This window comes from Pelagihabitans pacificus, assembly GCF_009371985.2.
Classification (GTDB): Bacteria; Bacteroidota; Bacteroidia; order Flavobacteriales; family Flavobacteriaceae; genus Pelagihabitans; species Pelagihabitans pacificus.
In genome coordinates this window covers 350,726-377,609 of record NZ_VIKU02000004.1, presented here as the reverse complement: position 1 = coordinate 377,609, position 26,884 = coordinate 350,726, and the positions used below count along the sequence as shown (strand labels likewise).

Annotated in this window: 20 protein-coding genes; 14 read left to right on the top strand and 6 right to left on the bottom strand. The window is 45.4% G+C overall.

Features of this window, described 5'->3' with window-relative positions; all coding sequences use genetic code 11:
• Positions 1-35 precede the first annotated feature (35 nt).
• Positions 36-1,031: a GRP family sugar transporter gene (locus tag FK220_RS14745; protein WP_152575107.1), complete on the bottom strand. Its 996-nt coding sequence runs from the start codon at positions 1,029-1,031 to the stop codon at positions 36-38.
• A 1-nt stretch (position 1,032) separates the two neighbouring features.
• Positions 1,033-1,941, bottom strand: coding sequence for a ribokinase (gene rbsK, locus FK220_RS14740; protein WP_152575106.1), 909 nt, complete (start codon positions 1,939-1,941; stop codon positions 1,033-1,035).
• An 80-nt stretch (positions 1,942-2,021) separates the two neighbouring features.
• Here rbsK and pdeM point away from each other — a divergent pair, with 80 nt between their 5' ends.
• The 6 genes from pdeM to FK220_RS14710 all read left to right on the top strand — a co-directional run bounded on the left by pdeM (position 2,022) and on the right by FK220_RS14710 (position 10,315).
• On the top strand, positions 2,022-2,696 hold the full coding sequence (gene pdeM / locus FK220_RS14735; RefSeq protein WP_317168338.1) for a ligase-associated DNA damage response endonuclease PdeM: 675 nt from the start codon (positions 2,022-2,024) through the stop codon (positions 2,694-2,696).
• Between the two features lie 67 nt (positions 2,697-2,763).
• Positions 2,764-3,567: a tryptophan-rich sensory protein gene (locus tag FK220_RS14730; protein WP_152575105.1), complete on the top strand. Its 804-nt coding sequence runs from the start codon at positions 2,764-2,766 to the stop codon at positions 3,565-3,567.
• 66 nt (positions 3,568-3,633) lie between these two features.
• Positions 3,634-7,041 (top strand): transcription-repair coupling factor, encoded by a 3,408-nt coding sequence (mfd, locus tag FK220_RS14725; protein ID WP_152575104.1) that lies wholly within the window; start codon positions 3,634-3,636, stop codon positions 7,039-7,041.
• An 18-nt stretch (positions 7,042-7,059) separates the two neighbouring features.
• Positions 7,060-7,392 (top strand): TerB family tellurite resistance protein, encoded by a 333-nt coding sequence (locus FK220_RS14720; RefSeq protein WP_152575103.1) that lies wholly within the window; start codon positions 7,060-7,062, stop codon positions 7,390-7,392.
• A gap of 167 nt (positions 7,393-7,559) precedes the next feature.
• Positions 7,560-8,837: a serine hydrolase domain-containing protein gene (locus FK220_RS14715; RefSeq protein WP_152575102.1), complete on the top strand. Its 1,278-nt coding sequence runs from the start codon at positions 7,560-7,562 to the stop codon at positions 8,835-8,837.
• A gap of 152 nt (positions 8,838-8,989) precedes the next feature.
• Positions 8,990-10,315, top strand: coding sequence for a TlpA family protein disulfide reductase (locus FK220_RS14710; RefSeq protein WP_152575101.1), 1,326 nt, complete (start codon positions 8,990-8,992; stop codon positions 10,313-10,315).
• Positions 10,316-10,398: 83 nt separating this feature from the next.
• Here FK220_RS14710 and FK220_RS14705 read toward each other — a convergent pair whose 3' ends face one another.
• Complete coding sequence (locus FK220_RS14705) at positions 10,399-11,058, bottom strand: aspartate kinase (protein WP_152575100.1); 660 nt, start codon at positions 11,056-11,058, stop codon at positions 10,399-10,401.
• A gap of 51 nt (positions 11,059-11,109) precedes the next feature.
• The gene (locus FK220_RS14700) at positions 11,110-11,469 is read right to left on the bottom strand and encodes a YraN family protein (protein WP_152575099.1); all 360 of its coding nucleotides are present in this window, start codon (positions 11,467-11,469) and stop codon (positions 11,110-11,112) included.
• Between the two features lie 190 nt (positions 11,470-11,659).
• On the opposite strand from FK220_RS14700, the gene FK220_RS14695 reads away from it, so the two are divergent.
• The 4 genes from FK220_RS14695 (at position 11,660) to FK220_RS14680 (ending at position 20,197) form a co-directional block, all read left to right on the top strand.
• On the top strand, positions 11,660-13,171 hold the full coding sequence (locus tag FK220_RS14695) for a DUF1800 domain-containing protein (RefSeq protein WP_152575098.1): 1,512 nt from the start codon (positions 11,660-11,662) through the stop codon (positions 13,169-13,171).
• Between the two features lie 11 nt (positions 13,172-13,182).
• On the top strand, positions 13,183-14,898 hold the full coding sequence (locus tag FK220_RS14690) for a DUF1501 domain-containing protein (RefSeq protein WP_152575097.1): 1,716 nt from the start codon (positions 13,183-13,185) through the stop codon (positions 14,896-14,898).
• A gap of 170 nt (positions 14,899-15,068) precedes the next feature.
• Positions 15,069-17,186 carry a methionine--tRNA ligase gene (gene metG, locus FK220_RS14685; protein WP_152575096.1) on the top strand — a complete coding sequence of 706 codons (2,118 nt, stop codon included), beginning with the start codon at positions 15,069-15,071 and terminating at the stop codon, positions 17,184-17,186.
• A gap of 884 nt (positions 17,187-18,070) precedes the next feature.
• A complete protein-coding gene (locus FK220_RS14680; protein ID WP_152575095.1) occupies positions 18,071-20,197 on the top strand; it encodes a Tex family protein in 2,127 nt (708 codons plus the stop codon).
• Positions 20,198-20,211: 14 nt separating this feature from the next.
• On the opposite strand, the gene FK220_RS14675 is transcribed toward FK220_RS14680, so the two are convergent.
• A complete protein-coding gene (locus FK220_RS14675; protein WP_152575094.1) occupies positions 20,212-21,168 on the bottom strand; it encodes an L-threonylcarbamoyladenylate synthase in 957 nt (318 codons plus the stop codon).
• A 129-nt stretch (positions 21,169-21,297) separates the two neighbouring features.
• On the opposite strand from FK220_RS14675, the gene FK220_RS14670 reads away from it, so the two are divergent.
• The 4 genes from FK220_RS14670 (at position 21,298) to FK220_RS14655 (ending at position 25,112) form a co-directional block, all read left to right on the top strand.
• Complete coding sequence (locus FK220_RS14670; RefSeq protein ID WP_152575093.1) at positions 21,298-22,200, top strand: histone deacetylase family protein; 903 nt, start codon at positions 21,298-21,300, stop codon at positions 22,198-22,200.
• Between the two features lie 64 nt (positions 22,201-22,264).
• Complete coding sequence (locus FK220_RS14665) at positions 22,265-22,783, top strand: ferritin (RefSeq protein WP_152575092.1); 519 nt, start codon at positions 22,265-22,267, stop codon at positions 22,781-22,783.
• A gap of 367 nt (positions 22,784-23,150) precedes the next feature.
• Entirely contained in the window at positions 23,151-24,194 is a 1,044-nt protein-coding gene (locus tag FK220_RS14660; RefSeq protein ID WP_152575090.1) for a nucleoside hydrolase, read from the top strand.
• 81 nt (positions 24,195-24,275) lie between these two features.
• Entirely contained in the window at positions 24,276-25,112 is an 837-nt protein-coding gene (locus FK220_RS14655) for a phosphatase PAP2 family protein (protein WP_152575089.1), read from the top strand.
• Between the two features lie 24 nt (positions 25,113-25,136).
• Here the strand turns inward: FK220_RS14655 and FK220_RS14650 are convergent, their stop codons facing one another.
• Positions 25,137-26,786: a solute:sodium symporter family transporter gene (locus tag FK220_RS14650; RefSeq protein WP_152575088.1), complete on the bottom strand. Its 1,650-nt coding sequence runs from the start codon at positions 26,784-26,786 to the stop codon at positions 25,137-25,139.
• Between the last annotated feature and the right edge of the window lie 98 nt (positions 26,787-26,884).

Here is a 26,884-nt window from a genome sequence, read left to right as displayed (position 1 = left end):
AGAATCCCGCCCTTCGACCCCACTTTCATCGTATGCTAACGCGCCACGATGATCAGTCCCAACCCGATTACATACAACAGCAACATCAGGTTCAACATGCCCGACACCCCCTTGGGCGCCCCTTCGAATTCTTTCCAGACAAATATTCCCCAGAGTGCCGCCACGACCGTCGCTCCTTGCCCCAATCCATAGGAAATGGCCGGGCCTGCCTTGTCCGAAGCCAATATGCTGAAAGACATCCCTATGCACCAAATAACGCCGCCAAGGATTCCCATCCAGTGGGTCTTTCCCGACCCCGCAAAATAATCCTTAAAAGTTACCGGAGCACCCTCAAAGGGCTTCCGCATCAATAGGGTATTGAAAACAAAATTGCTGGCAAATATCCCGAACGAGAATAGGAATACGGCCGTATACGGACTCAATTTTCCCACAAGCGGATTTTTAAAATCGGGAAACATCGAATTCGCCACATATTTATAAAACAGCCCCATCAAAAGACCGGCTACCACGGCCAACAACAACCCTTTTGTCGGTACTTTTTGCTGTTGTGCGGTGAGCTTCCGATAAGCGTTTGCGTTCAGTAAAATGGCCAGCACGATGAAGCCGACACCACCAAAAAGCAATGTCGCGTTTCCCACGGGAGCATCGATATAATTGACGATCACCCCAACGACCAATGCAAGCCCGATACCAACCGGAAAAGCGACTGACATCCCGGCCAAGGTGATAGACGCCACCAGCAGTATATTAGCGGCGTTGAACAGGACACCTCCCAAGACCGCCGATCCGATATTACTGGAGTCGGCCTGTGTCAAGTCCTCCAAAAAAGGCCTTCCGCCATCGCCCAAACTTCCCGCGGTAAGAGCAAATAAAAGGGAGAACAAGAGTATACCGATTACATAATCCCAATAAAACAACTCGAACCGCCAAGAGTCCGGAGCCAGTTTTTGGGTATTGGCCCAAGACCCCCAAGCCAACATCGTGATGACACAAAATACGACGGCAATGCTATAGTTTTCTATAATGAACATATTAATAAAATTGGTTGATTTCCTCTCTGGTAGGTGCCGTATCCTGTGCGCCCATCTTGGTTACCGATAAGGCGGCCGCCTTTCCGGCATATTCCATGCTCTCACGCCAGCCCATCGCATCGGCCAAACAAACAGCCAGTACCCCATTGTATACATCCCCGGCAGCAGTGGTATCCATTGCTTCCACTTTCGGAGTGGACACTGTAAAGCTTTCATCGGTGTTTTTAAAAAAAGAACCCCTGCTTCCCAAGGTAATGATCACGTGTTGCACGCCTTTTTTCAATAGGGCATCGGCGGCGGCCATTTGGCTTCTTTCATCCGTCACTTCGATACCCGTCAATAGCTTTGCTTCGGTCTCGTTGGGGGTAATCAAAAACAGTCCGTCTAGGAGAACGTCCGAAAGCCCCTGAGCCGGAGCCGGATTGATAATTAATTTCCGACGGGACTTTTTACAGTAGTCAGCCAGAAAACCGACCGAATCCATCGGTGTTTCAAGCTGGGTCAAGAAGATATCCGCATCATTCCTGTCGTCCAGGGTCTTTTTTAGGTGTCCGGCGGAAAGCTGTGCATTGGTGCCGGAAGCGACCACGATTTCGTTTTCCCCCTCGGCATTGACCGTAATCAGGGCAACGCCCGACGCCCCATTTTTGATCACCAAGACATCCGATACATCAATACCTTCTTCTTGATACCCTTTCAACGCATTTTGTCCGAAGAGATCATCCCCTACCGCGCAAATAAAAGAGACTTCGCCCCCCGCCCGTGCAGCCGCAACGGCTTGATTGGCACCTTTTCCCCCTGGAAACATATAGAAATCACCCCCGATGATGGTCTCCCCCGGTTCGGGAAAACGGGTAGTCTTGACCACCATATCGGTATTCGAACTTCCGACAACAGTAATTTTTGGCATACTAAGAGTCCGTTGATTATTGTTACAAAGTAGCGAATACGGACCATAAAAACAAGGAGGCTTTTAGTACCTTTGAAGCCGTGGAAACGCAATCGATTCAAATTCGGCACCAGAACTTCGTCATGCACCCGTCGGGCATTCTTTTTTGGAAAGAAAAAAGCATGTTGCTCATCAGTGACGTGCACCTCGGTAAAGTATCACATTTTCGAAAATTCGGTGCAGCCGTGCCTCAGGCGGCCGTCCGCAAAAACTTTGACCTTTTGACGGAGGCATTGTTCCATTTCAATCCCCAAACCCTTTGTTTTATGGGAGATCTTTTTCACTCATCCCTGAACAAGGAATGGCGATTATTCGAGGAATGGGTCCATCAAGTTGATTTACAGATAATCCTGGTGGCCGGGAACCATGACATTATCTCTCCCATAAAATATGAGGAGCTGGGAATACGGGTAGTTTCCGAAATTCAACTGGAAGGGTTTTTGCTTACACACCATCCTGAGGAACGACAAGGGTTTTTCAATTTTTCAGGACACATTCATCCGGCGGTTTGCCTAAGGGGCGGTGGAAGGCAATCACTCCGATTACCGTGTTTTTTTAAGTCGGAAAATCAGCTGATACTCCCGGCTTTCGGTGCCTTTACAGGCACTTATGTTTTGGAGCCCAACTCCCGGGATGAAGTGTACGCCTTGACCAAGGATGCCGTTTTTCAAGTTCGGTTCCAAGAGTCGAAGCGCCGAAGACGGTTTTCAAAATAGTCCGTTTTTTTGTTATCGGATCAAATCTGCTGAAGTTCTTATTGTATTTTTAGCAAAACGATACGGCATGAAAAAAAGGCTGGCGCTTTTGAATCTGTTATCGGTAGTATTGGTCATCGCGGTGAACTACCTCTCCCAGGCCCTTCGGTTGAACAATACTACGATTGGCGAGATCAGTGTTCGATATGATAATTTATTTACGCCGGCCTCCTATGCCTTTGCCATTTGGGGCCTTATATTTTTGGGATTGCTCGCCTATGCTTTTTTTCAAATAAAACGTGCCTTCCTCAGTGATAGGAAAAGTGGGTTCATTGAACAAACCGGGTATTGGTTTGTTTTGGCGAATGTGTTGAACGCTGCTTGGGTATTTGCATTCGTCTACGAATACACAGGCCTCTCCGTATTGATCATGCTGGGCATCCTGTTTTCGCTCATAAAAATCATTTTGAACACCGATATGGAGCGTTTTGATGCACCCATTGAAATAATCGCCTTTGCTTGGTGGCCCATCTGTATCTACAGTGGATGGATTGCGGTAGCGACCATCGCCAACATTTCGGCCTACCTTGTGAAAGTTGGCTGGGACGGCACGCCGTTTTCCGAATCAACATGGACCATCGTTATGATTGTGATAGCAACACTACTAAATCTGGCGATCATCCAAAAAAGAAACATGCGCGAGTTCGCCGCAGTAGGTGTTTGGGCGTTGTTCGCAATTTTTTTCCGTCATAAAAGTTCTTTTGAAAACATTGCCTATACCGCTTTGGCAGGCAGTATCCTACTACTGATGGCCATAATGATACACGGCTACCGGAATCGACATACCAATCCGTTTTCAAAGCTACAGGAGCGTATTTCAAAACGGCAATAACGTTTTTGTCCCCTTTCCATTGGAACAAACCTACACCGCACCGTATATTTGCACAAAATAGTTCGGTTGACGCATACTACCATTCAACACCTATTCGCACAGTCTTCCAAAACCGGAAAACTGCGGGAGGCTATTTCCAAAAATGATGGTTCCATCCCCTTAAGGGTACATTTAAAGGGTCTCGCCGGCTCCTCCCTTTCTTTTGTGCTATCCGACATTTTTCGAAGTTCCGAGCTTCCTTTTTTATTGATTTTCAATGACAAGGAAGAGGCTGCGTACTACCTCAATGACCTAGAACGTCTAATAGGGGAAAACGATGTATTATTTTACCCCGGCAGCTATCGCAGACCCTACCAGATCGAGGAAACCGACAACGCCAACGTACTTCTGCGGGCGGAGGTACTCAACCGTATCAATTCCCGTAAAAAACCGGCGGTCATTGTCACCTATCCCGACGCGTTGTTTGAAAAGGTCGTCACACGAAAGGAGCTCGAGAGGAACACTTTGAAAATCAAGTTGGGAGATACCCTTTCTCTCGACTTTCTGAACGAAGTCTTATTTGAATACAAATTCAAAAGAGTCGATTTTGTGACCGAACCCGGTGAATTTTCGGTCCGTGGCGGTATCGTGGATGTGTTCTCGTTCTCGCATGACGAGCCGTATCGAATCGAATTCTTTGGAGACGAGGTCGACAGCATCCGAACTTTTGATGTGGAGACCCAATTGTCGACCGATAAAGTCAAGAAAATCACCGTTATCCCAAATGTGGCCGATAAGTTTTTACAGGAAAAACGGGAAAGCTTTCTGCGATACATTTCACCAAGTACCCTTGTTTTTACCAAAAACATCGACATGCTGTCTGACCGATTGGACGATTTTTTCGAAAAGGCGAAAGAGGCATTCGGCACGCTCTCGGAAGTCATCGAACGTGCCACGCCGGAAGAACTCTTTATGAACGGCCATAGTTTTCAAAAACAGCTGCAAGGATTCGGATTGATAAGCTTCGGAGCTTCAACCACATCTTTACCAATTAACGGTTCAACGGGTGCGACGGAAATGGGTACTACGGATATCATCTTCAACACCAAACCACAACCGGCTTTCAACAAAAAATTCGACCTGTTGATCGACAATCTGAATGATTACAAGGCGCGAGGGTATACGAACTACCTCTTTTGTGCCAGCGAGCAGCAGGCAAAACGCTTTCATGTAATTTTCGAGGAAGTCAATGAACATGTTCATTATGAAACGGTGGTCTTTCCACTCTATCAAGGTTTTATCGATGATGACCAAAAACTGGTTTGCTATTCGGATCATCAGATTTTTGAGCGGTACCATAAATTCCACCTTAAAAATGGCTATGCGAAAAAACAGGCGATTACGCTGAAGGAGCTCAACAAGCTTGAAATCGGGGACTATGTAACCCATATCGACCATGGAATCGGCAAGTTCGGAGGGCTTCAGAAAATCGATGTGGAGGGCAAGAAGCAAGAAGCCATCAAATTAATGTACGGGGAGCGCGATATCCTATATGTGAGTATTCATTCCCTTCACAAAATATCAAAGTTTAACGGGAAAGACGGAGCCGTCCCCAAAATTTATAAACTCGGTTCCGCGGCGTGGAAAAAACTCAAGCAAAAAACCAAGACCAGGGTAAAGAAAATAGCATTCGACCTCATCAAAGTCTATGCAAAACGGCGACTGGAAAAAGGGTTTCAATACGCACCAGACAGCTATTTGCAAAATGAACTTGAAGCTTCTTTTCTATATGAGGATACTCCGGATCAGAGCAAAGCCACCGAGGATATTAAAAGAGATATGGAGAGCGAAAGGCCGATGGACCGTCTTATCTGTGGGGATGTAGGATTCGGTAAGACCGAAGTCGCGATTCGGGCGGCTTTCAAAGCGGTCGACAACGGGAAACAAGTAGCCGTTTTGGTACCGACCACCATTCTCGCCTTTCAGCACCACCGCACCTTTTGCCAACGACTCAAGGAAATGCCCGTGACCGTGGAGTACCTCAATCGGTTCCGAACCGCAAAGGAAAAACGGGAAACCCTTGAAAGACTGGAGGCAGGAAAAGTAGATATCATCATCGGCACCCATCAACTCGTGAACAAAAATGTGAAGTTCAAGGACTTGGGACTATTGATTGTCGATGAGGAGCAAAAGTTCGGGGTTTCGGTCAAGGATAAACTGAAATCGATCAAGGAAAACGTAGATGTGCTCACTTTAACCGCCACTCCAATTCCAAGAACGCTACAATTTAGCCTGATGGCGGCCCGTGACCTGTCGGTAATCAACACCCCCCCACCCAACCGCTACCCTATAGAAAGTTCGGTGATTCGTTTGAACGAAGAAACCATCCGAGATGCCATCAGCTATGAAATTCAACGGGGCGGACAGGTATTTTTCATCCACAATCGAATTGAAAATATCAAAGAAGTTGCCGGTATGATTCAACGATTGGTACCCGACGCCAAAATTGGAATCGGCCATGGTCAAATGGAAGGAAAAAAATTGGAAACCTTGATGCTTTCCTTTATGAACGGGGAATTCGATGTACTGGTGTCGACGACCATCGTGGAAAGCGGACTCGATGTAACCAATGCCAATACCATATTTATTAACAACGCCAATAATTTTGGGCTGAGTGATCTGCACCAGATGCGGGGTCGTGTGGGGCGCAGCAACAAAAAGGCTTTCTGTTATTTTATTACCCCCCCATACGATGTAATGACCCCGGATGCCCGAAAACGAATTGAGGCCCTCGAACAATTCACGGCATTGGGAAGCGGATTCAATATCGCGATGAAAGATTTGGAGATTCGTGGGGCCGGTGATTTATTGGGAGGCGAGCAAAGTGGGTTTATCAATGACATCGGTTTCGAGACCTACCAAAAAATACTGGCGGAGGCCATCGATGAACTGAAGGAAAACGAGTTTAAGGAACTATACGAGGAAGTCGAGGGACATCACGAAAAGGTATTCGTGAAAGAAACCCAGATCGATTCGGATTTCGAATTACTTTTCCCCGATGATTACATCAATAATATCACCGAACGACTCACCTTGTACACCGAATTGAACCAAGTGAACGATGAGGTCGGCCTTAAGCAGTTCGAGGCCCAATTGGTCGATCGATTCGGGGAGCTGCCGACCCAAGCGGTGGATTTACTGAACTCCGTTCGCATCAAGTGGATAGGCAAAGGCATAGGGTTGGAACGGGTGGTTATGAAAAGAGGTAAACTCATTGGCTATTTCATTGCCGACCAGCAATCGGATTTTTACCAGAGTCCCTCCTTCACCAAGGTCTTACAATATGTTCAAAGCCATCCACAGGCTTGTAAAATAAAGGAAAAACAAACCCGAAACGGTCTACGCCTCTTACTGATTTTTGAAGGCATAACCTCGATCAAAAAAGCCTTAAAAGCACTGAGCCCTTTCGAAATAACCGAAAAACAACTAGTTTAACCAATGAAAAACAAATACATGAAGTTTGATCTTGCGGAAAAGTTGGCCATTGTCAAAGTCATCGATTCAATAATCATCGCCGATGAGGTCGTTCATAACGGGGAAATAAACGCCTTAAGCCGATTGATGCTTGAAATTGGTTTTGACAGTAACTTTATTGCAGATGCCAGGAACATCGACACGGCCCAAGGCATGCAGATCCTTATTGCAATGCCCGAGGCCAAGAAAAAAGCACTGGCGGCTATTTTGGAAGACGTAGCAAAATCGGATGGATTCGTTCACGAAAAAGAGCAAGCCTTGATGACCAGCATCTTGACCGATATGGGCATTGGCCAAAACCCAAATAATTAGCGAACTATTCGCCTGCTATATATGAAGTCCCGTTAGCAATTGACATTGCTTTATGATAGTTATTCAAACAAAGGCTGGTATAGAAGTCCAATAGATAGGTTTATCGCCTTATATTAGAATAAATGATAGCCGTTGCTGGCAAAAACGCGTCGTAAAAACAGATTGATATGAGAATTCTCCGTTCACTTCTTACCTTCACCATATTCCTGCTTCTAGCTTGTTGTAAGGAAACGCCCAAGTCCGATGCACGGCAAGATGATTCCAATTTAGTCATCAACGAAAGAGCAAAGGGTCGCATTGATTCCGTTTTAAAGGCTTTCGTCGATTCGGGAAATATTGCCGGGGTTTCCGCCTTGATTTTTGAAAAGGACAAAGAGGTCTATTTCAATGCTTTTGGCGATGCCGATCGGGAGGCCAAAAAACCGATGGACCGCCATACCATCGTACAGATATATTCGATGACCAAACCGATTACCGGTACGGCCCTAATGACCTTATACGAAGAAGGAAAATTTGATTTGGACGATCCTGTGGCGAAGTACGCACCGGAGTTCGCCAATATGAAGGTGTACGTAGGAGAGGATGCTGACGGAAATCCAATTTTGGAGGAAACGAACCGCCCAATCACGATTCGGGACTTAACACGACATACCGCTGGTTTTGGAAATGCGGACAACAGCAAACTAGGAAAGCTCATAGCCAAGGCCGATGCCCTTAATCGTAACAACACCCTGGAAAAAATGGCAGAGATCATGGGAAAAACACCACTGCTCTTTCACCCCGGCGAACAATGGCAATACGGTCCTAGTGTCGACGTGCAGGCATTTATGGTCGAACGTATTTCGGGCCAACCCTATGGCGACTATGTGCGCGAACACGTGCTAGACCCTTTAGGTATGCAGCAAACCCGATACCTTATTCCCGAAAATGACCGTCATCGTTTTGCGGCCCTGTACCGCCGAACGGGGGAAGGAATCCTGGAACGGGATACGGTTACCTATGGTAACTACACGAAGCCTTGGCCCCTGACACGCGGGGGCTCGGGACTTACTTCAACCATTGACGACTATATGCGCTTTGCCCAAATGCTGGTACATAGGGGCACCATCGATTCGGTACAGATACTACGGCCGGAAACGGTTGAATTGATGGCAACCAATCAGCTGGCCGACAGTGTTACGGAACGGCATTTTTTGCCCAGCAAAGGGCAAGTAGGATTTGGGATCGATTTTGCCGTTCGTGTAGCGCCTCCTTCGTCTTCGGAAGAAAACAATGGCGTGGTCGGGGAATTCTTTTGGGACGGAGCGGCCAGTACCTTGTTCTGGGTAGATCCCAAAAACGAGTTGACTGCCGTGTTATTCGTACAATTATTTCCGTACGACCCCATCGGACTTCATAAAAGTTTTCGGGATGCGGTTTATGGCCCAATCGAATCCAACCAGTAAATGAGCTACCTCGGAGCCTTCGTCTGCCGTAATGGTTACGTGAAGGCGTGACAAGCCCGCTTGGACACTTGTCGTGTAGGCCTCGCAGTGTTTACATCCCTATTATCGAGTAAAACCGTACTTTTGGTGTGGTTTTTGAACACTGGATTGCCATGAAAAATAAAATGGGATTGCTTTTACTTTTGATGGTGGCATCGTTGCAGTCGCAGCGTTCCATTTCAGGTACTTTTTCGCCCGCCGAAGACTTTAGCTGGTTGATCGCCTATAGATTGACTCCCTCCGGCCAATCGTATATCGCCGATACCGCCGTCAATAACGGGGAATTTACCATGGCCCTCCCGGAAAATGCCGAAAAGGGCATGTACCGAATGGTCTATGCCATACCCCAAGACGAATATTATTTTGATTTGATTTACAATGGGGCGCAAGACATAGGTCTTCGGTTCGATGAACAGCAAGGGGTCTCTTTTTCCAATTCCAAGGAAAATAGCCTGTTCAAAGACTATTTTACCGATATCAATGCCCTTGAACGACAACTCATCGATTATTATACCGAGGGGCAAAAGGATGCGGTTGCGTTTAATACGATCATCACTAAATTAAAAACGCTTCAAACATCCTATGAAGCACGGGCGAACGGATTATACGCCTATGATTTTATAGCTGCCAATAGCCCTTATATTCCTGAAAAGATCGAACCCGTGGCGGACTACGTAAAAAATAGAAAACAACATTATTTCGACGCCATCGATTTTGGGAATCCTGTGCTCCAAGCTTCGGGATTTCTCGAAGATAAGGCGGTAAACTACATACTGACCGCCCTTCCCTACAAAGCCTTATCGCCAGTGGAGGCAGCAACGGTGATGAAGAAAAACGTGGATACCCTCAAGCAAAAAATGAGAGGTCTGCCCATCGCCTACCAATTCGGGATGTTCCATACGGTCTGGAAACGAACTGCCACCAACCAATTCGACGAGGTATCGGACTATATCTTTAACAACTACTTGCAACGGATGGCCCATAGTATCGAGGAAATGAAAATCCTGGATGGGATAGCATTGCACAATCGACTGAGATTGGGCGCCGTCGCCCCGGAGATCGAATGGGTCGATGGTACGGAAGTCAAAAAACTAAGTACCCTCCAAGGGGCCAACCAATACCTATTGATATTTTGGAGCAGTACCTGTAGCCACTGTTTGCGAGAGCTGCCGGCCCTACATAAAGAACTGACAAACAGAAAAGGATTGAAGGTTATCGCCGTCGGCTTGGAAGATGAGGAAACCTCGTGGAAAGAGGAATCCACCAAACTGGACCAATTCGAACATGCGATTGCCCTGGGAAAATGGGAAAGCACCTATGCAAGACTATACGGGATTCAAGAGACCCCGACCTATTTTATATTGGATGATCAGAAACGTATCGTTGCCAAACCAACGAACGATCAAGAGGTTATTTCCCTTCTGGACGGAGAAAAGTAACTATAAGTTGGCAGCTTTTTGGGGCCGCTATTTTAGTCTGTTTACGAGCAGCAAGACAATCATTTCCGAGGAGGCTACCTGGTTTACAAGGTTTTTAAATCCTTGATAGTTTTAAAGGCCACATCTACCTGATCATCATTAACCAAAATCGTAAATTCATTGGTGGTGGAAATGACCTCGTACAGCACGATTCCTTCCCACGCCAAACGCTGAAAAATAAAATAATAAATACCGGGGACAGATACATTTTCCGCAGGTAGTTTTACGGTAATAGAGGATAGGTTTTCAGCCTTTTGGGTACATCGTTCCGCCTTAAAGAGTTCTTCAACTACAGCATCCATGCTACTACTGACCACGATGTTCATCTCGTTGACCCCTCTTGAGGAGGTATAAAACACATCCTGGTTGGTATTGACTTCCTCCAATAATTTAGCTTGGTGGGATAAAATTGTGTCAGAGACCAAAAACGTAAAATCAGTGAGTGAGGACCGCACCGTTATTTCACCGATATTCTTCAAAACCTTTACAATTTTGTGCGTAGCCCGAAATTCCAAATCATCGGATAATCGCTTTAATGCCATTACAATGGCACCGTTACGGACTTCCTTGCCCAATTCTTCCTGAATTTCAGGCTTTACGATTCTGGAAAGCGAGGTAAGGTTGATAATGCCCTGGGCCAAAGCACTCTGTAAAAATGGTTTTTTCTTGATGTACGCTTCAACTACGGAGGAAATGGTCTTCACTTTGATTGATTTTATTCAAAAATAACAATTTGTTATAAATAAAACAAATATTTAAAAATGATAAAATGCTCCCTCTAAATGATCTATTTTAAAAATGTTTTTGTTCTTTAAAATTGCGATGATGTCGAAACGCACTTCCATATCCAAATCACTTTCAGTAACATAGTGGTCCGCCGCCATTACCAATAGCTGAATCTTCTTTTTCGTGATGGTGTCGGCAATATTGATTATTTGGTCATTGCTGCGGGCCCTAACTTCCACAATGGCCAAGACGCCGTCTTTTTCGGCAATGATATCCAGCTCGGCTTTAAGGTATCGATAATTTTGGTGTCGTACGCGGTATCCTTTTTCAATCAAGAACTCTACCGCAATTTGTTCTCCTTCCTTTCCAAACTCATTGTGTTTCCCCATAAGTGACCTATAGATATGTTAAAAAAGTGCATTTCGTCGAAAAAACAATCATTTAATCGTCGTATTTCATCTCCTCACCGTAAATTCCCCAACCGTACATCGAAAATAATAGGATTAGCATACTATCCAAAAAGTTTAAGCGTTAAGAATTAGCCCCTACACACATGAACGTTCTTAAAGCCTACAAACTATGGAATACTTCGTTAATTGTAACACTGCTACATTGGCGCCGTACGGAACTCCCTTGGATAGAACCAAGGCGGCGCATTTGTACAGAAGACTGGGGTTTAGTGCCTCAGTACAAACAATCGACCAAGCGACCGGCCAAAATGCAGGTACGCTGGTGGATGCTTTAGTCAATCAAGCCATTGCCACAGCGCCTTTGGCAGCTCCTGCTTGGGCCAATTGGACCAATGCCAACTATCCTGCCGACGATGATCAGGCACGGCAGCTCAGGAGAGCCCAAATAAGCGACTGGCAACTTGCGTATACCAATGCGCTGTTGAATAATGGCCTGAAAGACAGGCTCAGCTTTTTTTGGAGCAATCATTTTGTTACGGAATTAGCGGTCTATGATTGCGCTGCCTTTCTTGCTGAATACACCGATTGCCTGCAAAGAAACGCCCTCGGCAACTTTAGGACCTTTGTGAGTGAAATTGGCCTTACCAGTGCCATGCTTTTCTATTTGGACGGTGCATACAACAATGGCAACAGGCCCAACGAAAATTACGCTCGTGAACTTTACGAGTTGTTCACCCTGGGCGAAGGAAACCGGTATGACCAAACCGACATCGAGGAAACTTCCAAAGCCCTTACGGGGTATACAGATCGTGGTGAAGTGGGATGTACAAAACCCGCTTTCAATCCGGAACGTTTTAATACGGATACCAAAACCATTTTTGGTAGAACCGGTAATTGGGGCTATGACGATGTTATCAACATTTTGTTCGAAGAGCGGGCCGATAGCATAGCCCGGTTTGTCTGTACCAAACTGTATGAATTCTTCGTGCATCCCGATAGTAAAAGGGAAGAGTACAATCCAGGCGGTACCTATCCAGTAGGGCATCCACAGGGAATCATTAATGCCCTTGCGGATACCTTCTTGGCAAACAATTTCGAAATCGCTCCAGTGTTGCGACAATTGTTCAAGAGTGAGCATTTTTTCGACGATACCACGATTGGCGTAATCATAAAGAGTCCGTTTGACCTCTATCTCAATTTAATCAAGGAAACAGGCTTTGCCTATAATGACGATATGCTAAGTCAGATTCTGAATAATTGTAATTTATTGGGTCAAACGCTGTTTTCTCCCGTTGATGTGGCAGGTTGGCAACGAGACCGAACTTGGATCAATACCAACTTCATTATAGGCCGGTGGCTTACCTGTGAGATGCTCATCGAAGATTTTTGGAACAGCAATACCGAACAATTTAGAACTTTTGGAATAGCGGCGGCCGGACCGAATGGGGCCATTACCAACGACCCTGATGAGGTTGCTAGGGCCATTATAGACACATTGACCCCAAAGGGTCTGTTAACACCTGTAGACTATAGCGCAGCTATCGACAAGTTCAGGGCAGCCTATGAACCTGATATGGTTTATCAAAACGGTTCTTGGAACATGAACTTACCCTTAGCACCCCAGCAAGTCAAAGACTTATTGATCCATATGGCAAGTGAGCCCGAATTCCAATTAAAATAAAACCTACGATTATGTGTGATATCCATGATAATAGTCCCTATATGGGCAAAGAACACGAAGGCCATGATGAAGAACACAAGGTCTGGAGTCGACGTTCATTCCTACAAGCATTGGGAATTGCGGGCAGCGGTTCCATGATGCTTGGCAGCAATTACCTTACGGCATCCGCTCCATCAAGATTCACCCAAGCCATTGCAGCGGCCGAAACCGATAATATTCTCATATTAATTCGCCTATCGGGCGGTAATGATGGTCTTAGTACGGTAATCCCCATCGAACAATATGATTCATATGCCAATGCAAGGCCCAACATATATATTCCTGAGAGTAAGGTATTGAAGTTAACCGATGAGTTCGGTATTCCTTCCTATATGCAATCCTTGCAACCAATGTGGGAGGAAGGCCAATTCAAAGCCGTACACGGAGTAGGTTATGAAGGACAGAGCTTGTCTCACTTTACGGGATCCGATATTTTTGCGAATACCGATTTGGAAACTACCGGCTTTTCAGGTTTGAATACGGGTTGGATGGGTAGGCACTTCGAAAACCTGTATCCAAATTATCTCATGCGAGGTGGAAGACCCGATGCCCCGGCAGCCGTACAAATAGGAAGTTTCGGGAACTTGGTATTCCAAGGCGAAGAGACAAACTATGCGTTTACCGCATCCAACGTTGACCAATTGGAGGAAATTGCCATGAGGGGGTTGCAATACGATGTGGAACAAGCCCTTTTTGATGAGTGTATGTACGGCGACCAATTGCGTTTTTTACGAGGTGTTGCCAATGTTACCTATGACTATGCGGGTAAAATAAACGAAGCTTACGAAGCCGGCAGAAACGATGTCGAATATCAAGACAATGGTTTTGCAAGACAACTTGCCCTTTTGGCCAGATTGATCAAAGGTAATTTGGGCACCAAAGTATATATGATTTCTATGGGTGGTTTTGATACCCATGGTAATCAGCCTTTGGCGCACGAACGTTTAATGACCAATTTGTCGGTAGCTGTTAATAATTTCTACGAAGACCTTGGTTTCACCCAACAAGACGAGAAAGTATTGAGTATGACTTTTTCGGAATTCGGAAGAAGAATTTTCGAAAACGGTTCTAATGGTACCGACCACGGTAAAGCGGCCCCTACCTTGTTTTTTGGAAATGGCTTAAACGGAAGTGCCTTCGTAGGTGAACATCCCGATGTGGAAAATGGTGATGGTCGTGGTAATCTGGATTACACCATGGATTTTAGGGATTTATACGCTACTGTAATGGCCGAATGGTTATGTATAGACGTTCCACTCGTAGAGGAGTTTGTCTTCTTCAATGAAAAGTCTTACACCCCGGTAAATCTTGGCTTTAGCTGTAGCGGTACGGATTTTCCGGATATTGCCTATAGCGACGGGCAACCCACAAGGCCTACCCAACCGGAGTCGACGGACCCTACCGATCCCAATCCGGAGTTATTGAACGCTATCGTTCATCGACCCTATTATCCTACCGATAGCACGCCCCATATTTATTTGGAGATGCCATTTAGCGCCCACGTGGATATTCAGCTATTCAACATTTTGGGTCAAAAAGTAGGCACGGTGTTCAATGAGATGATGATGGAAGGTTCTGCAGAAATCAACATACGTGAACGCGTTCAATCCCAGTTGGCAAGCGGCAAGTATATTTATAGAATTCAAGTCCAAGACCAAAAAATGAGTAAATCGGTCATGATGTCTTGATATATCGAATAACTAGGTATTTTTACACCATTTTCGTCCCTGAATCTACCCCCAATATGTTCAAAGCCTTTGATGGTATCGATTAGATACAACGGAGGCTTTGCTTTTTTAGGGTCTCCTCGTAGGAGGCTCATAAAAAACACTATTTTTGTGCCCTAATCACCGTGTTTATGGCCAAAAAGAATGACCATCCAAAAAGATATACCATCACGGCAGCCTTGCCCTATACCAATGGTCCCATCCATATTGGACATTTGGCAGGGGTCTATGTGCCTGCCGATATTTATGCCCGATATCTACGGCTGTTGGGTAACGACGTCGCCTTTGTGTGCGGCAGCGACGAACACGGGGTTGCCATTTCGATGAAGGCTAAAAAAGAAGGGGTCGCTCCCAGGGATATCATTGACAAATACCATGCGATCATCAAAAAGTCGTTCGAAGATTTTGGAATCACTTTTGACAACTATTCCAGGACCTCTGCCGCGGTGCACCATGAAACGGCCTCGGATTTTTTCAGGAAATTATACCAGCAGGGTGATTTTAAGGAGGAAACTACCGCCCAATTATACGATGAGGAAGCCCAACAATTCCTTGCGGACCGTTTTGTCATCGGCACCTGCCCAAGATGTGGTTATGAAGAAGCATACGGTGATCAGTGCGAAAACTGTGGATCCTCACTGAATGCAACCGATTTGATCAATCCTAAATCCACTATTACCGGGGGTATCCCAATACTTAAAGAAACCAAGCATTGGTTTTTACCCTTAGATCAGTATGAGGATTTTTTAAGGGAATGGATTCTCGTAGGACATAAACATGACTGGAAAACCAATGTGTACGGCCAGTGTAAATCGTGGATCGACGGGGGACTGGCGCCACGGGCGGTTACCCGCGACCTCGACTGGGGAATTCCGGTACCTGTGGAAGGGGGGAAAGGCAAGGTATTGTATGTGTGGTTCGATGCACCCATAGGCTATATCTCATCGACGAAGGAATGGGCCCAAAAAGAGGGAAAAGAGTGGGAGCCCTATTGGAAAGACAAGGATACCAAGTTGGTACATTTTATCGGGAAAGACAATATCGTCTTTCATTGTATCATCTTCCCGTCGATGTTGAAGGCTGAAGGCAGCTATATTTTACCGGAAAATGTACCCGCCAATGAATTCTTGAATCTAGAAGGCAACAAACTTTCCACCTCCAAAAATTGGGCGGTTTGGTTGCACGAATATTTGAAGGAATTCCCCGATATGCAAGATGTCTTGCGATATACCTTGACCGCCAATGCGCCCGAGACCAAGGACAACGACTTTACCTGGAAAGACTTTCAGGCCCGCAACAACAATGAACTGGTCGCCATTTTGGGTAATTTCATCAATCGGGTGGTAGTGCTCACGAACAAATATTATCAGGGAATTGTTCCGAATGCGACAACCCTGTTAAAAGTCGACGAGGAGACCCTCATCGAGCTTCAAAAATTTCCAGGGATAATCTCAAGCTCCATAGAACGATATCGCTTTAGGGAGGCCGGTCAGGAATTAATGAACCTTGCCCGGCTAGGCAACAAATACTTAGCGGATGAGGAACCTTGGAAAGTAATCAAGGAAGACACGGAACGTGTACAGACTATTTTATTCGTCTCCTTGCAAATCGCTACGGGACTGGCCGTTTTGAGCGAGCCTTTTTTACCGTTTACGTCCAACAAACTGAAAAACATCTTGAATGTGGCACCCAGTACTTTGAACACCAACGACACGGATACACTCAAGAGGTTGGGATGGGAAGATGTAGCTTCAAAAGAAACGCTTCTTGCTCCTGGCCATCAAATCGATAAAGGTGAGCTGCTTTTCCGTAAAATCGAAGACAGTGAGATTCAGGCACAGCTCGATAAATTGGAGGCTGCCAAAAAAGCCAACGAGGCTCCGTCCGGTATGGATGGTAAAACACTTATGCCACAAAAAGATACCATTACCTTTGATGACTTTTCAAAATTGGACATGCGGGTCGGTACCATCGTCGAAGCGGAAAAGATGGCCAAGGCCAACAAACTGCTGGTACTAAAAGTCGACACCGGCTTGGATACCCGTACCATCGTTTCCGGAATTGCGGAAAGCTTCGCACCAGAGGACATTATCGGCAAACAAGTGACCGTATTGGTGAATTTGGCCCCCCGGAAATTACGGGGTGTGGAAAGTGAAGGCATGATATTGATGACAGAGAATGCCGATGGGAAATTGGTTTTTGTCAACCCCGATCAGGATGATGTAGGCAATGGAGCGGGAATCAACTAAATGGGAAGCCTGACCCCTATAGGTTTTCAAAACCTTCAGGTTCTATATCCTGCATCATGAGGTTATGAGTGAAAAATCGCCATAGTGGCAAACTTGGCTCCATAAATCACGATAGCTACGACGCTCTCATGAAGCCCGAAATAGCCAAATCGAAGGCAAAGACCCCAAAGGTTTTGAAAACCTTTGGGGTCTAGTCCCGGTACATATCTTTAAAACATGCAATACGAACCACTAGAACCTGGGTATTACTATCATATTTACAATCAAGGAAATAACAAGGAAAATATCTTCTTTGAAAATCGAAATTACGCCTACTTCCTATCTTTGTTGAAAAAACACATTATCCCGCATATCCAAGTTTTTGCTTACTGCCTGTTGACCAATCATTTTCATTTACTTATTAGAATCAATGAGGATGCTGATACAAAAACAATATCACAAATCTTTTCAAACTTTTTTCAATGCGTATGCAAAAGCGATTAATAAAGCATATGGTCGAAGTGGTAGCTTATTCAAAAGAAAGTTCTCTAGAATTCGAGTAAAGAATGAAATTTATCTCAAAAATCTTCTAATTTATATCCATACCAACGCACAGCATCATGGATTGGTGGAATACTTTGATTTGTACCAGCACACATCTTATCATGCTTATTTGTCCGAACAGCAAACGCTAGTTTCAAAGGAGTTTATCCTGGACATGTTTGAAGACATAGCGAACTTTAAACATATACATCAACTAAAATCGGGTGAAATTTTTGAAAAGATGAACGAATATCTATTAGAATAGGCTCTTATTTCCATAGATCCCAAAGCTTTCGAAAAGCTGTGGGGTCTGCAACTTGCTCTTGGCCCTGAAAGACTATAAAATAAAAAAGCGAATTCCTTTGAACCTCCTCCAATACATCAAGGCACACACCCAACTTCCCCTTAAAGGGATCCAAAACACGATAACCCTTTTAAACCAAGATTGTACCATTCCCTTTATAGCGCGCTACCGCAAGGAAAAAACCGGCAATCTCGACGAAGTACAGATTGGGGACATTGTAAAATACAAGATGGAGTTCGAAATGTTGGAAAAACGAAAAAGTGCCATCCTTAAAGCTGTTGATGAGCAGCAACTCTTAACCCCGGAACTTCGAAAAAGGTTTGAGTCTGCAGCCGATATGAATCAGTTGGAAGATTTGTATCTGCCCTACAAGAAAAGGAAAAAGACTAAAGCCGAAGTAGCCAGAAAAAATGGGTTGGAGCCCTTAGCCAAAATCATCATGGCCCAACGCACAAATACTGTTGAGTCTATTGCCGTTAATTATCTGAATCAAAAGGTCATGAACATAGACGAGGCCATGGAAGGAGCAAGGCACATTATCGCGGAATGGATCAATGAACGCACCGATATCCGAGACTTGATCAGGCATCAATTGGAGCGGTACGCACAAATAACGACCCAGGTGATTGGCACGAAAAAAGAAGATGGGAAAGCACAGAAATACCGCGATTATTTTGATTGGAGCGAGTCACTGGTGCATTGCCCATCGCATCGTTTATTGGCCATCCTTCGTGCCGAAAGCGAAAAATACATTCGCATAAAAATCGAAATTGACACAGATCGCTTGTTGGCCCGCATCTCGGAGCGTCTGATTAAATCCAATAATTCCTGTACGCCACACATACAACAGGCTTTGGAAGATGCCTATAAGCGGCTGCTTTTTCCATCCCTTTCAAATGAGTGTTTAAAAAATGCCAAGGAAAAAGCCGATGACGACGCCATTCAGGTATTCTCCAAAAACCTGAAGCAATTGTTGCTGGGCGCTCCCCTGGGTGAAAAACGAATTTTGGCCATCGATCCCGGTTTCCGCAGCGGTTGCAAAGTTGTTTGCCTTAATGCCCGGGGTGAATTGATGCACAATGAGACGATTTATCCGCACCCTCCACAAAATGAACGATCCGGAGCGATGAAAAAAATCAGTTCCCTTTGTGACGCCTATAAAATCGAGGCTATCGCCATTGGGAACGGTACCGCTTCCAGGGAAACCGAACAGATGGTCAAACGAACCTCCTTTAAAAACCCGGTAGAGGTTTTCGTGGTGAGCGAAGCAGGGGCATCCATCTACTCCGCTTCCAAGATTGCTAGGGATGAATTCCCGAACTATGACGTAACGGTACGTGGTGCGATTTCGATTGGTCGCCGTTTGGCCGATCCGTTATCCGAGTTGGTCAAGATCGACCCCAAATCGATTGGCGTGGGCCAGTACCAACACGACGTGGATCAGACAAAACTAAAGTACTCCTTGGATAAGGTGGTGGAAAGCTGTGTGAATTCGGTTGGGGTAAACATCAACACGGCCAGCGTCTCCCTACTCAGCTATGTTTCGGGTATTGGGCCAAAACTCGCCGAGAATATTATCGCCTATCGCAATGAAAATGGCAGCTTCCCCAGTAGGACCGAAATCAAGAAAGTGCATCGATTGGGTGAAAAGGCCTTTGAGCAAGGTGCAGCGTTCCTTCGGGTCAAAGGGGGCAAAAATCCCCTGGACGATTCCGCGGTGCATCCCGAGAGCTATAGGATAGTAGAAAAGATGGCCAAAGACCAGGATTTGGGATTGACAGAACTGATTGGCAATACAGAGGTGCTGAAACGTATCGACTTGAACTCGTACTGTTCCGAGACCGTTGGTCTGCCCACCTTAACTGATATACTCGACGAACTTGAAAAACCGGGACTGGACACCCGCGAAAAGGCAAAAGTATTTACCTTTAATCAAAACATTCGATCGATCACTGACCTTAGGGAGGGTCAGTTGTTACCGGGCATTGTGAATAACATCACCAATTTTGGATGTTTTGTGGACATCGGTATCAAGGAAAGTGGACTCATCCACATTTCAAACCTATCGGATACATATATAAAGGACATAAACGACCATGTACATCTACACCAACAAATTATCGTGAAAGTCCTAAGTGTTGATATTCCAAGGAAGAGGATTCAGTTGGCGCTTCACAGGGAATAGGATTACCCGAAGTACTAATTCTGCGCACGACGCAAGCGGTCATTGATGCTGCGTCCCAAACCTTCCTCAGGAAAGCGCTCGGCAACAATTACATCGAGGCCTGCGCTATCCAATGCATGAAGACTTGCAAAAAGCGATTGGGCCGCCTCCTCGAGATTTCCCTTAGGTGACAGCGCCTTGACTACTGTCGCATCTGGGAAATCAATTTTCGAAAAGGAAAGCACCCCGATTTTTTTTGACCGATAGTCATTCAGGATTTCCGATACATTCTCGGTTACGATCAACGGCGTACGGGGCGAATAGTGTTTAGACAACATACCCGGTGCTTGGGGCGCCGTGTCGTCTTCGGTCATTAAGTCTACAGGACCAACCACAGCTTCTATGGCCTCTATCGATATACCGCCCTTTCGATAAACCATAGGTTTCCCATTGTCGAATCCGACAATGGTCGATTCCAATCCGATTCGGCAGTCACCACCGTCCAGAATAGCTGGAATTCGATTACCAAAATAATCGGCCACATGGGCCGCCGAAGTTGGACTGACCCTGGTAAAAGGATTGGCACTTGGTGCCGCCAGGGGAAACGGTAGTCCCTTTAAAAGCGCAAGCATCAAAGGATGATTCGGCATACGTACCCCAACCGTAGATTTCCCTGCGGTGATGATATCGGGGACCTTATCTCCTTTTGGCAATATCAAGGTCAACGGTCCGGGCCAAAATGCGTTGGCCAGCTTTAATGCATTGTCGGGGATGCATTCGGTTAAATCTTTCAATTGTTCCAGACTGTGAATATGAACGATGAGCGGATTGAAAAAGGGTCTACCCTTCATTTCAAATATCTTTTTCACGGCCTTTTTATCAAAGGCATTCGCTGCCAAACCATAGACCGTTTCAGTAGGTATGGCGACCAATTGCCCCTCTTTCAGTAGTTGCTGGCAAAAGGAAATATCCGTGGTAATCGCGCTGCTCATATCGGCAAAGGTACTGTAGCTTTTTCATTTGTCATTTGTTTAAAAAGAGAATCCGTCTTTGATGACTTTGTTAGTGGGCCAGTGGGTCCTATCTTTGTATTTCGATTTGATTGTACCGGTAATCTACTTATGCTCAAAATAGCCTTTCATCCAATTTACAAACACCCGCTTCCCGAGGGGCATCGCTTTCCAATGTTGAAGTACGAGTTGCTCCCCAAACAGCTACTGCATGAAGGAACCTGTGAGGCGGAGAATTTTTTCGAGCCGGCGGTGCCAAATGACAAGCACATCGTGGCGGTGCACGACCCAGAGTATTTTTACGACCTGCTCAATATTAAAATTCCCCCTAAAGAAGCTAGGAAAATTGGTTTTCCGCTCACGGAAGACTTGGTAGAAAGAGAACGCATTATCGCCGATGGGACCATGAAAGCAAGTGAATTCGCCCTTGAACACGGTATTGCCATGAATATTGCGGGCGGCACCCACCACGCCTATACAAATCGGGGAGAGGCATTTTGCATGTTAAACGACCAGGCCATCGGGGCCCGCTATCTACAAAACCGGAAACTGGCAAAGAAAATCTTAATCGTGGATTTGGATGTTCATCAAGGGAATGGAACGGCGGAAATTTTTCAGAACGATGCATCGGTCTTTACATTTTCCATGCACGGTGCCGGGAACTATCCTTTTAAAAAGGAGGAATCCGATTTGGATATTCCCTTAAAAAAGGGAGTTGGGGACAATGAATATTTATCCATCCTTAAGGAGATACTTCCGAAATTGATCGATCAGGTGAAGCCAGATTTTATCTTCTACCTCTGTGGGGTAGATATCATCGAAACCGACAAATTAGGAACCTTGGGCCTCTCGGTCAAAGGATGCAACCAAAGGGATGAATTGGTGCTCCAGACCTGCCACCGCCATCAAATACCGGTGCAGTGCAGCATGGGTGGTGGGTACTCCCCGGATATTAAAATTATCGTCGAGGCCCATGCCAACACCTTTCGGACCGCACAGGGGATTTTTTTTTAATTGCCGTTGCCCTTACCGATATAAAAGGCTGTTAATATGTAACTTTGTACAAAACGGACCTATCATGTTATCAAAAAAATTAGAAAAAGCGCTGAATAAGCAAATCCAAATCGAAGCGGAATCATCACAAACCTATCTTTCCATGGCCTCCTGGGCAGAAGTGAAAGGGCTCGAAGGGATCTCCCAATTCATGTACAAACATTCCGACGAGGAGCGAATGCATATGCTCAAATTGATTAAATATGTAAATGAACGGGGAGGACATGCCCAAATTTCCCAACTCAAGGCGCCGAAAACCGATTTTGGGACTTTCCAAAAAATGTTCGAAGAGCTGTTGGAACACGAAATTTACGTCTCCAAAAGCATCAATGACCTAGTGCACGTAAGTTTGGAAGAAAAAGATTATGCTACACATAACTTTTTACAATGGTACGTTGCCGAGCAAATCGAGGAAGAGGCTTTGGCGCGGACAATTTTAGACAAGATCAACCTGATCGGAAACGATAAAGGCGGCCTCTATCTCTTCGATAGGGATGTTAAGATGATTACCGTGGAAAGTGCCGCAGCGAGTGGGGAGGAATAATTTAACAATTGTCTTTATTTAGATTGAATTAAAATAATTATTTTTACGGCCTATCCGAGAATCGATGGGTAATAAAAAGAAAGCGGCTAAAAAGGAAAGGAAAAAGCTAAAAAAGGCTTTAAAGAAATTACAGGTCGCCAACGAACCTGTCAAAAAAAAGTCGAAACTCAAACCGAAATGTTGCTCGAAATACCAAAAAGGGGAACACAAACGTTGTAAACGGTGCCCCTGTTTCGACCTTCTTCAAAAAGTAGCCTGATTCCCAGTACCTCCACCCCATTTTTCAACTACCTGCTTGAGTCATCCGCTTCCTGTAGGACGGGAATATTTTGTACTTTGCCACTTCTAATCGAAAGCCCTTGTTACTATGAAAGTTTTCTCTATCCCAATGGCCGTAAGCCTGTTGTTTCTTTGTTCGATATCCTGTAAAAACCAATCCCAACGAATAGAAAAACACCTTGCGAACACAACCACCGATAACAAAATAAAACTCATTTTCGATACCGATGCCAACAATGAGCTAGATGACCAACATGCCCTGGCCTACATGCTATTGAACGGAAACACGTTCGATGTTGTGGGCATTACGGTGAACGCCACCATCAATGGAAAAGGAATCCAGGGACACTATGACGAGGCCGAACGCATTTTACAATTGTGCAATTTAAAGGATTCCGTACCACTCTTAAAAGGAGCAGAGGGTAACTTTAAAGAGATATCCGAAGATTTTGACCCTGGTAGCTATGACGGACAGGAAGGAGTAGACTTTATCCTGGAAGCCACCGAAGAGGATTCGATAATCGTCGTGGCAGTAGGGAAACTGACCAATATTGCCTTGGCATTGAAGAAAGAACCATCGTTGGCAGGCCGCACCAAAATTGTTTGGTTGGGCAGCAACTATCCCGAGCCCGGAGAGTATAATCAAGACAACGATACCGTGGCCATGAATTACGTGCTCAACAGCCGCATTCCGTTTGAAATGGTCACGGTGCGCTATGGAAAACCATCGGGGACCGATGCGGTTTCGGTGACCAAGACCGAAATAAATGAGAAAATGCCCGGCCTTGGCCCGAAAGCCACAGAGCCTATTACAGGAAGACATGGAGGTTCTTTTAGTACTTTTGGTGATTACTCTATTAGTCTTTTCGAGCACATTTTTGACCATATCGGTGATAATGGCCCTAAAAATTCCCGTCCCCTATTTGATATGGTAGCCTTGGCCATTCTCAAAAATAACTCCTGGGGCGAGACCACACGTATCCCCGCTCCTATACTTATCGACAACCAGTGGGTCGATAGACCCGAAAACCAAAGGGAAATCATTCTTTGGGAAAATTTCGACAAGACCGGGATTCTTGATGATTTTTATAGTAGCCTACAGAAGCCCGTTCTAGTTCAGACCCACCACTAATCTGCCGTTTCGAGTTCGTAAAAATTGGATGTAAGCTAACCTTATTACGAGCAAAAACTATCTTTATAACCAAAAGAAAGTATGAAATTTTTTATCTATGTCGTTTGCCTATCGACTATTTTTTCCCTTCAGAGCCAAGATTTCGAAATCGACTCCACCGGGACACGCTGGCAGATGGCCAAATATGATTTTGGAAACGTCTTTAAAGGAATTGGTTATGCCTACAGTAGGCCCTTCCATTGGAGAGGACCCCAATGGAAAGACGCCGGAATTACGGCACTTGCTTTTGGCGCCTCTTATCTGGTCGACAACCCCGTAAATGATTATATGGGCGGCATTCGCGACGATGTGCCACAATTTATCCGTGACTACGGTTTTGAGTACGGAAGTCCTTCGAACAATTATATTCTTACCGGTGCAATATACCTTACCGGACTGGCCATTAAGGATGAGAAACTAAGGCGCACGGGGGTATTGCTCATTTCCTCGGCTAGTGCCGCTGGCCTACTGCAACAATTCTTAAAGTCGGCTGTCGGAAGGGCAAGGCCGCTAAGTGGGTATTCTAAAGATACATTCGATCCACTCTGGGGCGGTGACAGGGATTTTCACTCCTTCCCTTCAGGTCATGCTATTCTGGCTATGACCAATGCGCATGCCATCGCCAAACAATTCAAGAACAAATGGGTAAAGGGCGGCATATATACCTTGGGAGCCATTCCCGCGATATCCAGATTGTGGGAAGGCAAACATTGGCTTTCCGACGTGACCCTAAGCGTGTTTATCAGTATTTTTACCGTCGAGGCCATTGACCGGTACCTAGACACCAAGTATGACAAAAAGTACAACGACAAAGCCAAAAAAATAAGCTATGACCTTAGTTTCGGACCAGGACAGGTGGGACTCGTCATGCGATTCTAATTCTTCTTGGACCGAATCACACTACTAAAAAATCAAATAGGTGCTTAAGACCATTGCGGTAATGATGCCACCCGCCAAAAGGGCGTACTTCCAAGGGGTCGTATCAATTTGGTCGGTTTGTAGTTCAGTCGGAACGTCGGTCTTCGGTTTTAGTCTACCGACCAGAAGCATGATTCCCACATTCACCACAAATAGAATTCCCATGATATGTAAAAAGTGTGGATAGGCCTTGGCCCCGATTACACGCAATTCCTTTGGATCCGTAATGCCACTGGCAGCAGCAGCTTCCAAAGCGCTTTCGACCAAAATTGGGCTTAGTACAAATTGGCTAATAAGATACATCACCACCCCGACGGTCAAAACAATCTTTGCTCCCAATGCAGGTACTCGTTTGGTATAGATTCCCACAAAAACGACCGCTAAGATCGGGACGCTTAAACTCCCCAACGACTCCTGGATATAAGCAAATAAGCCATCGGGGGCCGATGCGATAAACGGTGCGATGGTCATCGATACTACCGCTAAGATCAACCCGAATGTCTTTCCTGCCTTTACGGTCTGTAGTTCCGTAGCTTCCTGATTAAAATACTGTTTGAAAAGGTCAAAGCCGAACAAGGTAGCACTACTATTCAATAAACTATTAAAGGAACTGAGGACCGCACCGAATAAAACCGCCGCAAAAAAACCGACGAGGGACGGTGGTAATACTTTACGGACCAATTCCGGATAGGCCAGGTCGGCATTGGCCAAATCCCCGTCGAACACATGCCAAGCGATAACCCCTGGGAGCACCACAACAATAGGAATCAGAAATTTTACCAAAGCGGCAAGAATAACCCCTTTCTGCCCTTCCTTTAAGCTTTTGGCGCCAAATACCCGTTGTAAAATCGACTGGTTCGTACCCCAATAGTACACCTGTGCCAGAATCATACCTGTAAAAATGGTGCCGAACGGAATCGATGAATCGACCTCCCCTTTCAGATTGAATTTCTCAGGGTGGTTGTTCCAAAGAATGTCGAGTCCTTGACCAATATTCTCGTCACCAATCATTCTCAATCCAAAATAGGGAATAAGCAATCCCCCGACAATCAGACCAATGGCATTTATTAAGTCGGAGACCGCGACCGCTTTGAGTCCTCCAAAAATAGCGTAAATCGACCCGATAATGCCGATACTCCAAACACACAACCAGATAGTAGCGTTTTGACTCATTCCCAGCATCGAGGGTAAATCGAACATCGAGCTAAAGGCTAGGGAACCCGAATAAAGAATAGTAGGCAATAAGACCAAACTATAGGCAAAGAGAAACAAGACCGACAAAATGGCCTTGGTCTGTTTATCGAAACGATTTTCTATGAATTGGGGAATGGTGGTAATACCTCCTTTCATATACTTGGGCAACAGTATGATGGCCGTTAAAATCATCGCGATGGCCGCCAGGGTTTCCCAAGCCATCACCAAGATGCCCTCCGTAAAGGCTTGTCCGTTCAAACCCACTATTTGTTCGGCAGATAGGTTAGTCAGCAAAAGGGAACCTGCGATTGTAACGGCACCAAGACTTCTACCGCCTAGATAATAGCCGTCGGCTGTCTTTTCATTGGTGCTTCTGGTAGCGTACCACGCTATGAACGCTACTAATAAAGTAAAGCCGGCAAAAGAGAGAATGGGCAACATAGTTCTGATTTTTGGTTGGTCAATTTTGCAATTTGTCGATTGTTCTCAAAACCCGATTAAAAATGAACCTGTGGGTCTTCGACGAATTTTGATGGTGC

Bases quoted from the DNA above. Each gene is read 5' to 3' on its own strand.
- FK220_RS14745 (WP_152575107.1), bottom strand. From the start codon at position 1,031: ATGTTCATTATAGAAAACTATAGCATTGCCGTCGTATTTTGTGTCATC.
- rbsK (WP_152575106.1), bottom strand. From the start codon at position 1,941: ATGCCAAAAATTACTGTTGTCGGAAGTTCGAATACCGATATGGTGGTC.
- FK220_RS14730 (WP_152575105.1), top strand. From the start codon at position 2,764: ATGAAAAAAAGGCTGGCGCTTTTGAATCTGTTATCGGTAGTATTGGTC.
- FK220_RS14720 (WP_152575103.1), top strand. From the start codon at position 7,060: ATGAAGTTTGATCTTGCGGAAAAGTTGGCCATTGTCAAAGTCATCGAT.
- FK220_RS14715 (WP_152575102.1), top strand. From the start codon at position 7,560: ATGAGAATTCTCCGTTCACTTCTTACCTTCACCATATTCCTGCTTCTA.
- FK220_RS14710 (WP_152575101.1), top strand. From the start codon at position 8,990: ATGAAAAATAAAATGGGATTGCTTTTACTTTTGATGGTGGCATCGTTG.
- FK220_RS14700 (WP_152575099.1), bottom strand. From the start codon at position 11,469: ATGGGGAAACACAATGAGTTTGGAAAGGAAGGAGAACAAATTGCGGTA.
- FK220_RS14695 (WP_152575098.1), top strand. From the start codon at position 11,660: ATGGAATACTTCGTTAATTGTAACACTGCTACATTGGCGCCGTACGGA.
- FK220_RS14690 (WP_152575097.1), top strand. From the start codon at position 13,183: ATGTGTGATATCCATGATAATAGTCCCTATATGGGCAAAGAACACGAA.
- metG (WP_152575096.1), top strand. From the start codon at position 15,069: ATGGCCAAAAAGAATGACCATCCAAAAAGATATACCATCACGGCAGCC.
- FK220_RS14675 (WP_152575094.1), bottom strand. From the start codon at position 21,168: ATGAGCAGCGCGATTACCACGGATATTTCCTTTTGCCAGCAACTACTG.
- FK220_RS14670 (WP_152575093.1), top strand. From the start codon at position 21,298: ATGCTCAAAATAGCCTTTCATCCAATTTACAAACACCCGCTTCCCGAG.
- FK220_RS14665 (WP_152575092.1), top strand. From the start codon at position 22,265: ATGTTATCAAAAAAATTAGAAAAAGCGCTGAATAAGCAAATCCAAATC.
- FK220_RS14660 (WP_152575090.1), top strand. From the start codon at position 23,151: ATGAAAGTTTTCTCTATCCCAATGGCCGTAAGCCTGTTGTTTCTTTGT.
- FK220_RS14655 (WP_152575089.1), top strand. From the start codon at position 24,276: ATGAAATTTTTTATCTATGTCGTTTGCCTATCGACTATTTTTTCCCTT.
- FK220_RS14650 (WP_152575088.1), bottom strand. From the start codon at position 26,786: ATGTTGCCCATTCTCTCTTTTGCCGGCTTTACTTTATTAGTAGCGTTC.